Here is an 11816-nt window from a genome sequence, read left to right as displayed (position 1 = left end):
CTCTCCTATTTTTTTAAGCTTTCAATCGCTCGTTCCATGCTTACTTTGCCTTCTTTCAATTCGTCAAACAAATAGAAGATGTCGTCCAAGCCATTCTCCTTTTCCTTTTCTGTTCTCTCTTCCCCTTCAAGTGGCTGTATCTCTTTTCCGATGTAGTCGGCCATTTTTTCAATACTTGGATATTTAAAGAGGTCGAACAGTTCGATCTCTGTGTAATGTTGTTGAATTTTGGTAAATACCTGAACCGCTAACAGTGAGTCGCCACCCAGATCAAAGAAGTTGTCTCTCACCCCGATCTGGGACAGCCCCAACACTTCTTTCCACTCCTCGGTCAAAATCCGTTCAATCTCATTTTGGGGAGCGACAAAGCTGTCATTTAGTTGCTGGTTTACATCAGGGGCAGGCAATGCTTCTCGATCGATCTTTTGGTTAGGCGTCAGCGGAATCTGTTCCAATGCAACGAAGTAAGCAGGCACCATATATTCTGGGACCAGTTGCAGGAGGAATTCGCGGAGCTCAGATGTTTCAACAACACGGGTTCGGACGTAGTAAGCGCACACGTAGGTCCGTCCATTTGAATCTTTCCGTGCTGTCACTACGACATCCTCAATCGCTTCATGTTGAGCCAAATGCGCTTCGATCTCTCCCAGCTCAACGCGATAGCCTCTGACCTTCACTTGATGATCGATCCTTCCGAGCAATTCCAGTTCACCGTTTGGCAACCATTTGGCTATGTCGCCGGTACGATACATCCTTCCTTTTCCCGTGAATGGGTTGGCCCCGAATTTTTCTGAGGTTACGGCAGGCAAACTGTGATATCCTCTCGCCACACCATCACCAGCGATATATAGCTCACCTGCCACACCGATCGGCTGAATTTGCTTGTCTGGGCCAAGGACATAGCATTGAGTGTTGGCGATTGGAGTGCCGATGGTGATGGCCGTTTCATTGGTCAGCTCTTTTACCGCAGACCAGATGGTGGTTTCTGTTGGACCATACATGTTGTAGATACGTGCTCGGGTTCTTTCTTGCAAGGTAGATAATAGAGCTAGCGGGAAATTCTCACCACCGATCATGATATCCGTGACCTGCTCAAGCCATAACTTGTCATTGGAAGCCAATAAAAGCTGCATTCGTGACGGGGTCATTTGTAACATCTTTACATTGTGGCGGGTGATCAGAGAGGCGAGTCTGTTGACATCCATCTGCTCTGATTCTGTCGCGATAACGATCTGAGCCCCTAGAGTGAGCGGCAGAATCGTTTCCAAGGCAAAAATATCAAATGACATCGTGGTGATGGATAGAACCGGTTTATCAGCAGCGAACCCTATCCGCTCTTTCATGCCGTTGATGAAGTTGACCAAAGAACGATGCTCGATCATAACCCCTTTTGGCTTTCCAGTTGAACCGGATGTATAGATGGCATACGCGAGGTCAGAAGGTGAAGCAATAGGGTCAAGGTTTGTTGCATCTCCTTCGAGATCATCTAAACAGATCCAGATGCCGTTGTATTCCACCTTGTCGCGTAAATGTTGCTGTGACAGTAATACAACAGCGTTGCTGTTTGTGAGCATATAGGCTATCCGCTCTGCTGGATAAGCCGGATCAATTGGTACAAAAGCCCCTCCTGATTTCCAGGCGGCCAACATCGCCACGATCATCTCTTGGGAACGATCGGCCATGATTCCAATGAAATTGTCTTTCCCCACCACACCAGCCGCACGAAGTTGACGTGCCAGCTTGTTGGCTTTTTCGTTCAGTTCGATGTAGGTCAACTGACTATTGTTGCATACAAGGGCCGGTTGGTGCGGTGTTTTGGCCACTTGGGCTTCGAACCATTGCACAACAGTCAGCTCATCTGGATACGGTGTGGCTGTATCGTTAAAGTCGTAGAGGATTTGTTGTTGTTCCTCTTCCGAAAGCATGACCATCTCATCGAAGCGTCGTGCCGGGTTTGCCTGAAGGGATAACAAAAGGTTATGGTAGTAACCGGCCATCCGTTGCATTGTTTCTGGAGAGAACAAATCTGTGTTGTATTCAATACGCACCTCAATCTCGTCATCCGCTTCTTTACAGATCATCGATAAGTCGAATTGGCTGAGTTCCTGACTCTCTTGTGCATATTCAAAGAACGTAAACATCGTAGAAAAGATCGGGCTGCGACTGAGATCACGAGGTGGGTTTACCTTGTTCACCAGTGTGTCGAAAGGATATTTTCCATTGGCATAAGCTTTTTGACTCTTCTCTTTGACCAGTTGGAGGAGCTCGTTGAATTGGCTGAGTCCGTCAAAACGTACTCGAATGCAAACCGTGTTCATGAACAGTCCGACGATGGTTTCGAGCTTCTTATCGTCACGGCCGGCGATTGGCAAACCAATTATGATATCATCGTCACCAGAGAGTTTGTTCAACCATAACGCATAAATGGATAACAGGAACATATGGATCGTCACCTTATGGCTGCGAGCCAGTTCTTTGATCGCTAGCGACTGTTCATGCAGTAGGCGAAACGTCAGATGCTTCCCGTTAAACGTCTGCTTCATCGGCCGTTTGTAGGTAAACGGCATTTCCAATAGCGGCAGTGGTTTTACCAATTCTTGCAGCCAGTAAGCTTCCATTTCTTGGGCTTCTTGACTTTCCTGCCATTGGATGTGCTGTTGCACCCAGTTGATGTAGCTCATCTGTTTCGATGGGAGATTCGGTTCCTCTTTGCTTTGAAGCGCGCGGTAGACTTCGCTAAGTTCATTGACAAAGATGTTGGCGCCCCATCCATCCGTGATAATGTGGTGAAAAAAGACGCCGACACAGTATTCTGAATCGCCCAATTTGTAGAGCGTTGCCCGCACCAATGGCTTGGACAGGTCAAAAACGGTATGATTTTCACGCAGCAACAGGTCAGTCAATACACGCTCTTTGTCTGCTTCCATCGATAGATTGACAAACGGGATATCAAGCTCAAAAGGTGCCAAGATGATTTGTCGCGGATCTCCGTTTTCTATTGTAAAAACGGTGCGCAGTGATTCATGGCGAGCTATCAAGATACGGAAGGATTCACGCAACAAATTCAAATGGATCTCAAATGGTACCTGAAGTTGGGCCATAAGGTTGTAGATTACGAGGTTCGGCTCGAATTGTTGCATGAACCACATCCGTTTTTGGGTACTCGACAGCGCATAATGCTGGCCTTCTATCAATGTGCTCTTGTTGACGGTCGCTTCTTCGACTTTCCGTTCGGATGACAAGAGACTGTCAAGGAATGCGGCCAGTTGAATTACAGATTGGTGTTCAAACAAATCGCTGATGTCGATTTTCTGCTGAATAGACGCTTTCAAGTCGTTGACGATCTTTATGGCTATGATCGAATCTCCGCCCAGACTGTACAAGTCACTGTAAACATGAATTTCAGACAAGCCTAGATTTTTGGCCCATATCTCAGCCACCTTAAGCTCTGTATCGCTGTAGTCATCTTCTGGTTTTCCTTTTAGAACAAGCGTCTTTGCTTCCGAAGGTGGCTGTGGGTGCTGGGGCGAGATATCTAGGTTCCTCCCCTGTCCAGGATGTAACAATAGTTTGGCTTGAAGCACTTGCTGTTTCTTTTGTTCCACCAGACGGACAAATGGCAACTCTTCCTTCGAAGTCGTAGCCTGATCAAAGGGCATCACACCGATTAACACACGATTTTCCTTGCTGTGCCATGCTTTTTCAAACAGATGGACAGCTTCAATGGTTTCCAACGCTTGCAACGGGGTGTCTTGGACCGCACCATAGTCAACTGCCATCCCGATTTCTTTCCAGGCGGGCCAGTTGATCGTGAGCGTGCGCTTGCCCAGCTTCTTCCGATAGGCGGCAAAGCTGTCCAGATAACTATTAGCCGCCGTATAATCGCCCTGACCTCGTCCGCCGAGCAGCGAAGTGATGGACGAGAACATCACGAAAAAGTCGAGATTGTCGTTTTGGGTTATGTGATCCAGAACCCATGTTCCCTGCACTTTCGGCGAAAGCACCTGAGTGAAGGTATCGTAGTTTTTTCGAATGAGGAATCCATCGCCTGGGACGCCCGCGCTGTGTATGACCCCGTTGATCTGTCCGAATCTTTCGCGAAGCTGAGAGATAACACGCTGCATTGTTGACTGATCTGCCACATCGGCCTGACAGCACACAACCTGGGAACCGATTCGTTCGATCTCTTGTATGCGGTAAATCATGCGGCACAGTTTTGCATCCGTACCTTCCGCTAGTATCGTGGCCCACTCTTCCCTATTTGGCAAAGCTGAACGTTGGATAAAGGCAAAGTTCACCTGTTGTTTTTGGGCGATAGCCAAACTGATAGTATATCCAATCCCGCCAAGGCCACCCGTGATGATGTAAACCCCTTCACTTTTCAGTTCGATCGGTGAAGTTTTGTCGTCTTCGTCCATGTTCAGTTCTTCCAGAACCTCAATGTATCGAACACCTCGACGATATGCAGTGAGATAGGAAGTCTCCTTCGCCACTAGTTCGTGAAATAGATGCTCGATGGTGGTGGATGAATCGATATCGATGCAACGGCAGTTTAGATTGTCGTACTCATGCGTTACGACTTTTCCCAAACCGAACAAGGCAGCTTGCTCAGGATGGAGGGCTTCCTCCTCCTTGTTGATCTCATTGACGGTTTTGGCAAATAGCAACAGCTGGATATCATCACGGTACTTATTCGCGAACAGGGCTTTGGTGAGGAAAAAGAGACTGTCGACTCCTCTGCTTTGCCGTTCCTTCAACTGTTCAACGGTCGCAGGAGCATCGCTCGTAATGATGATGCTTTGCATGTGCATAATGTGGGAAATCGGCAGTTCTTGCTCTTTGATGGCGGCAAGCAAACGCACATAATCCTGTTCGCTGCCGCCAATTTCATACGCATCTGGTGCGAGTTCCCGAAAGCTGTGACTGTAAGAGACTGTTATGACGCTGTGTTTCTCTTGAACAAGTCGCTGAGCTAACTGCTCGCCCCACCCGTACTCATCCAAGAAAACCAGGGTGGAGCCGTTGGGGGAAAACGGCATTTGCTTAGACAGTTCTTCCTCGACCCAGCACAATTGGAAGAATGGGGCCCAGTTGCCATTGGATGAACCGACCAGTTCCTTTCTGTCGTGCACACGTTTCAGTGTAAAGTCATTGATGGAGACGGCTATCTCACCGCTCTCCGTGATGATTTCGAGATGGTATCTGATCAATTCTTCGGAGTTCCCTCTCTCCTCGCTTGGTACAATCAGACTGTAGCACTTGGCTGGCAATGGTCGATACACGGTGATGCTACGGTATGAGAATGGAAGGTACAATGCGTCTTTCGGCGCCATAGAAATGCCGAGTGATGTAGCCATATCCAAGATAGCCGGATGCAACGTATAGGATGCTGCTTCAGCGTGAAGTGTAGCGGGCAGATCCACATAGGCCAATGTCGTCTGATTAAAGGTTCGGACAGACTTCTTGCCGTGCCAGCGGGAGCCAAAGGTCAGCACACTTGATTGTTTTTGTGGTAGAACTGTTTCCTCTCCGAAGACATGTCTAAGCATCTGGATGTCAAGTCGGTCCGGTTTTACGTCTTCACTGCCAGCCTTTATGTGAATCTCCCCCTCGGCGTGGGTGATCCACTGTTTGCGTCTGCCGGCGGATGATCGCTCCTGTTCGCTGAAGAATTGGAAGGCAAAACCATCTGCTTTTTCTGTAATGACAATCTGCACTGTCTTCTCTTGATCGAGGTCAAATGTGAGAGGGACATAAATTTGAAATTGATGGATCTGGATGACTCCGTTCGTTTGCAGATACTCTTGTATCGCCTGAATTGCCATTTCCAGATAGGCCGTAGCGGGCAGAACATAGCGCCCTACCACCTGATGCTCACCAACGACCCAGTGACTTTTTGGAGACAAGATGGACTCAAAAATACATTGGCCGACTGTATCTACAACCAAGCGGTCAATCAATGGCCGCAGCTTCTGTTTTTCCTCCGCGTTCACCGCAAGAGGCATTTCACGTTGGAACCAATGACGCATGCGGTCAAAAGGATACACAGGTAGATGCAAATATGTAAAGCTGCCTGGCGGGTACAAAATCGACCAGTCGCAGTCTGCCCCTTGTACATACTGAGTGCTGTAGGTCTCCAACAAGGCTGGATTAGCAAAGGCTGCCTGTCCATTGGCGTGGAGGACTTGATTGACCGCATGCGAACGGACCAATTTTTCACTCTCTGTCAGGACATCCGTTTCCAGATGCGGGTTTTCCACAGTCGAGATTACATGTTTTCCATAATGAAACCCTTCTAGAATAACCCCGTCTGATTGGAAATGGGATTGATCAAGTGCATGCAGCTTCTGCAGCAGGTGATCTGTATCCTGCACGATCAGCGCCAAGCGATGGGAGTAATGACCGCGACCTGTATTGGCGGTGCCGCAGACGTCTTCGATGCGGATTTCGCGATGAGCGAAGAGACATTTCCGGTAACGCAGAATCAATAGCCACAAGGCTTCTTCCGTCTTAGCCGACAAGGTAAAAATCTGATAATGATAGCTACTCCTTTCAGAAACCTGATCGGTTGTCGGTGCCTCTTCCATTATCAGATGGCAGTTCGTTCCGCTAAAACCAGACGAGGTAATTCCGCAACGTCTAGGATAACCCTCCGTCTCCCACTGGTGGAGGCGATCGTTAATATAGATGGGAGAGTCGACAAAATTGATCAGTGGACTCGGTTGTTCAAAGTTCAATGTAGGCGGCAGAATCTTATGGGTCAGCGCCAGCGACATTTTGATTACGGAGGCCAAGCCCGATGTGCCGACTGTATGGCCAATGTTAGACTTGACAGAACCTATGCCGCAAAATTGCGTTTTTTTTGTGTATTGTCTAAAAGCACTATGAATGCCGCGGATCTCGATTGGATCACCCAATTTAGTGCCGGTCCCATGTGCTTCGATGTAAGAAATCGTTTCGGGGTTTACGTCTGCGATTTCCCATGCCTGCGTGATGAGCTCTGCCTGAGCCTCTGCGCTTGGAGCGGTAATCCCGTTGGATGCACCGTCGTTGTTAATCGCACTTCCTTTAATTACAGCGTATACGCTATTTTTATCTTCTATCGCCCGATTCAGCCGTTTGAGGATGATTGCACAAATGCCCTCGCCCCATACTGTACCATTAGCGTTTTTGTCAAAGGTTTTGATCTTGCCGTCAGTAGCATCCAGCATTCCTTGGCCAATGGGGAGAAAATTTAGCGACACTCCCCCAACCACTGCCATATCAATCTCTCCGTTTCTGATCGCTTGGGATGCGTGATGTAGCGCAACCAGACTGGACGAGCAAGCCGTGTCAAACACCACGGCTGGCCCTTTCAAATCCAAAATATAGCTGAGTCGGCTTGCTAGAATTCCTCTATTGGAACCTATCAATGCCAAGGTGTCCTGAAAGTCACCCAAAAGATCACTGTAGTCAGGGGCCGGAGTAGTATCGTACCCAACATAGACGCCAGTTTTGCTCTGCGTAATCATTTTCCCTGCAAGTCCTGCGTCCTCCAACGCTTCCCATGCTATTTCAAGAAACAGTCGCTGGATCGGGTCCATAAGTTCAGCCTCACGGGGAGAAATGCGGAAAAAAGCCGCGTCGAACTTATCGATCTCTCTCAGATAGCCGCCCTTTTTGAAGCGAGACCGTTCACCGTGCAAATAACGAACGAGGTCGCACTTGCGCTCTTCGGGAAAATCTCCGATCGAAGAAATTCCTTGCACAAGATTCTCCCAATATTGTGCGGGACTCTCCGCACCTGGAAGTTTGCAAGCCAAACCGACAACTGCCACGTCCTCTCGCTTGGGAGCAGAGGCCCTCGAGTGAACTTGAATTTCTTTGAGTAATTGTTTGGCTTCGTTTGGAGTGAGCTGCTTAGCGGCCACTTGTTTAAATAGATAATTTGTGATCAATTCCAATTGAGATCACCCGCCGATTTCATCAGTTTTGCCACTTCTTCGACCGATAGATCACCTTTGGATAATCGTCCTAAGAGGTCATCTACATTTCCAGCATTCCGATTCTCTGGTTCCATTTGTCGGTCCAAATAGTCACTCATCAAAGCGATGGACGGATAGGAGAAAACATCGGATGGTTCAACCGTCCCCGGAAACTCCTTATCCATCTCTTTAAACAGGCGCAAGGCTAGAATGGAGTCGCCGCCCAAAGCGTTAAAGTTATCAAAAATGCTGAACGTTTGAACACCCAATACGTAAGTCCAGATTTTTATCAACGTTTGTTGGGTGTTGGTGTATCCATCCGTCTCCACTCCGGCAAGCTGGGGTGGAATCTCTGCGAAAGTGATGGATGTTTTCAGTCGTTGAGAGACACCTAAGCCGGTGATCTCCAACAAGTCCAGCATGTTAGGCCGAATGTTACCGACAATGATCCTCGGATGGGAGGTGCCGAGTAGACGACTCATGGCGCGGAGTCCCCGATCCGTTGGCAAAAAGCTAAATAACTGATTCGCTTCGCTGATCCCAGCTGAACCTGCAGTTACTGCCCATGTAGGCCAATTGATCGTAAGTGCAGGTTGGCCTTGCTGCTGTCTGTAGCCGGCAAAAGCATCTAGGTAGGCATTTGCAGCGGTATACGCTCCTGTTCCTATTCCTCCGGTCAATGTAGCGGACGAAGAAAAAAGCACGAAGAAATCAAGCGGTTCGTCGAGGGTGTATTTGTGCAACAGCCAGGTCCCGATAAGCTTTGGCTCCAATGTCCGTTGCAAGTTCTCCATCTGCTCCTCTGCAAGCGAAACCGCACCCCGGCCTACGCCTTTTCCCGCACAGTGAATTATGCCGTTGATACTGCCGTACTGCTCTCTTATTTCCTGAAGCGTCGCACGAAGACTATTTTCGCAAGTGACGTCAATTTGGTGGCAGGAAATACTCGAACCGTTTTGTTCGCAGTCCAGTAATGCTTGCAGTTTTTGACCCAACACAAGATCAGTACCTTGGGCAAATAGAGTCCGCCACTCGGTCCGCTCCGGCAATGGCGAGCGATGGAATATGGCTACGTGGATGCGGTGCTTGGCGGTGAGATGCTTGATCACCTCAAGACCCAGGCGGCCTGTGCCTCCTGTGATGACATAGACACCACCCTCTTTGATCTGTTGCGCTGGCTGAGGATCGCTTTGAGCGTCAAAATGGTCAAATTCTTGTGTGTAGCGGACACCCTCGCGATAAGCAACGACAGCCCCTGTTGGGTCACCCTCCAGTTCATTTAGAATCGTCTCGAAAGGTTGGTGCTCATCCATATCGATACATCTGCATGTCAGATTGGTATTTTCTAAGTGTATGGTTTTACCTAGTGCAAAATACGATTGGTGCTCGGGATAAACGCTTGGTTCCTTCCCAGTTACTCTATTGACATGGGAAGCTACGAGTGTAATCTCGATTTTGTGTTGATTTTCGAAAAGACGGTAAGCTTTCTGAATGGAAAAAAGGCTGTAGATACCCTTTTTAAGATTTTGCTGCAGATCGCCTATATTCAGGCAAGCACTTTGCCTTGCCATAGTGGAGAGGTGGATCAGCTTCGTTACATGAAGCGATCGTATCGCAGCAAACAGTCTGGCGTAGTCATCGTCGGAACCACTGATTTGATAGGTGTTTTGGCTTCTGGCTGCAAAATGCGCCCCGAACTCAACGAGAATCACATCTCGTCCGATTTGTCGAAAATGCTCTGCAAGTCGCGTAGAGACTCCCCGTTCATCTGCAAAGATCAGAATGGTCCCCTGTTTGGTCGGTCGCTTAGCTTTTACTGACAAGTCTGTTGGTTTCCAGTTAAGTGTGTAGAACTGCTCGTCCGTATGCGTTTCTGCAAAAGTTTCTGTTTCTGTACTTGGCAACGGAATCCAGCAACGCTGCTTGTCAAATGGATAGGTTGGCAGACTAACACGCTGATATTTTTTTCCGTAATAAAAGGACTCCCAGTCAACATTTGCGCCCTTGACGTAGAGCTCGCATAGCTTTGACAGTGACGGATGGTGGGCTTGCCTGGCTTCGCTTTTGATGCAACGGATAAGTTCTGTGGCTTGCAAATCCAAGGATTTTTTCTCGCCTTCGTATATTTCTGTAACAAGTTTATTGATTTTTTGATCGCTCACGATGGTGTGAGTACCGACATAAACGCGGTCGTTCTGGGCTTCACTGAAGCCTACCTCACTAAGCCGAGTGAGTTGATCAGTCAGTTCCTTTTTGCTCTCTGCCAATAAGGCGATGCGGTGGCTATATTGCCCTCGTCCGGTATTGACAGTAAAGCAGATATCGTCAAGGGTTGCACAGTGCTTAGAAAGCAAGCTTTTTTGATAGGAATGAATCAGCTTGTTGAGAGCGATCTCGCTTTTCGCCGAAAAAGTGAACACTCGAATACCGACTGATTCAGCAGGCGTGTCAATTGTTTGTTTCGGCGCTTCTTCAAGTACGACATGACTGTTTGTTCCGCTCATGCCAAATGAGCTTACGCCGCCTTTACGCACACCCTCTACTTCCCAGTCGGTCAGCCGGTCCACTACATAGACAGGAGAATCTTCAAAAGGAATTTGACGGTTAGGCTGTTGAAAATGAACGTTGGCAGGGACTTGTTTATGTTGCAACGCCAAGACCATCTTGACCAAACCAGCCATCCCAGCACAGTGATCGAGATGGCCGAAATTGGTCTTGACTGAGCTGATCGCACAGAATTGCTTTTTGGAAGTATTCTTGGAAAAAGCCCGGGTGATGCCGTCAATTTCAATCGGATCACCAAGTTTCGTGCCTGTCCCGTGTGCTTCTAGATAGGAGATGCTCTCTGGTTCGACGGCTGCCGCCTTCCATGCTTTAACCATCACATCTTCTTGCGCCAACACATTGGGCGCCGTAATCCCGATGGATGCTCCATCTTGGTTAATGGCACTTCCTTTGATCACGGCATAGATATGGTCCCTGTCATGCAAAGCTTTGTGGAGCGGCTTCAACAAGATGGATGCTACTCCTTCTCCCATACCTGTACCATCCGAGGCATGATCAAATGTGCGTGTTCTGCCATCTGATGATTCGATTCCAACGTTGGATATACTGTCTCCTTTTACGGTAAGCAAATTGATCTTGACTCCACCGGCAATGGCCATTTCGCATTCACCGTTTTTGATCGCCTGACAAGCAAGGTGCACAGCGACGAGCGCTGAGGAGCAGGAGGTATCCACTATAAGTGCCGGACCTTTCAAATCCAGCAAGTAAGATATCCTGCTTGCAATAACGGATTTTAGATTCCCCGCAAAAGAAGTGGATATCTCGGCTGGGTTCGCGGCAAAAATCATCATTTTATAATCATTCAGCGGGTCGCTTGAGTAGCCGATGTATACTCCGGTTCTCGTGCCGCGAATCTTTTGTGCACCGTATCCCGCATCTTCAATCGTCCCCCAGACGTTTTCGAGCATCTTTCGTTGGTTGGGGTCCATAAAACTGGCTTCTTTTGGAGAAATCGAGAAAAAAGGAGGATCAAACTGATCAATCGATTCCATATAACCAGCTTCATGATAGGTCAACTTATCGACATTCATTCCCTGCAAGCGAAGGAAAGCGTCCGCATCCTTTTTACGCTCTTCAGGGATGGGGCGGATGCAGTCTTTACCCTCTTCCAAGATTTCCCAGAATTCTTCTAAATCTTTAGCTTGTCCAAACGTTCCTGACATCCCGATAATGGCTATGTCTTTTTTGTTGACCTCGTCTACCATTCGTTGTGGCTGATCTGCTTGGCCAAAGGAAATCATTTTTTTTCCTTTTATATCAGAAAATTTGTTCAGCATGTCTGCCCCT

General features: G+C 48.2%; 2 protein-coding genes. Both read right to left on the bottom strand.

Going from position 1 to position 11816, the window contains the following annotated elements; all coding sequences use genetic code 11:
• Window positions 1-5 precede the first annotated feature (5 nt).
• Entirely contained in the window at window positions 6-7943 is a 7938-nt protein-coding gene (locus E8L90_RS06215; protein WP_137028456.1) for a non-ribosomal peptide synthetase, read from the bottom strand.
• Entirely contained in the window at window positions 7934-11806 is a 3873-nt protein-coding gene (locus E8L90_RS06210) for a type I polyketide synthase (protein WP_137028455.1), read from the bottom strand. Before E8L90_RS06210 ends, E8L90_RS06215 begins: the two co-directional genes overlap by 10 nt.
• Between the last annotated feature and the right edge of the window lie 10 nt (window positions 11807-11816).

It is taken from the genome of Brevibacillus antibioticus (assembly GCF_005217615.1).
Lineage (GTDB): Bacteria > Bacillota > Bacilli > Brevibacillales > Brevibacillaceae > Brevibacillus > Brevibacillus antibioticus.
The sequence above is the reverse complement of the archived record's forward strand: the minus strand, read 5'-3'. Positions and strand labels throughout refer to the sequence as shown.

Coding starts and splice junctions, on each gene's coding strand:
- E8L90_RS06210 (WP_137028455.1), bottom strand. CDS start 11,806: ATGCTGAACAAATTTTCTGATATAAAAGGAAAAAAAATGATTTCCTTT.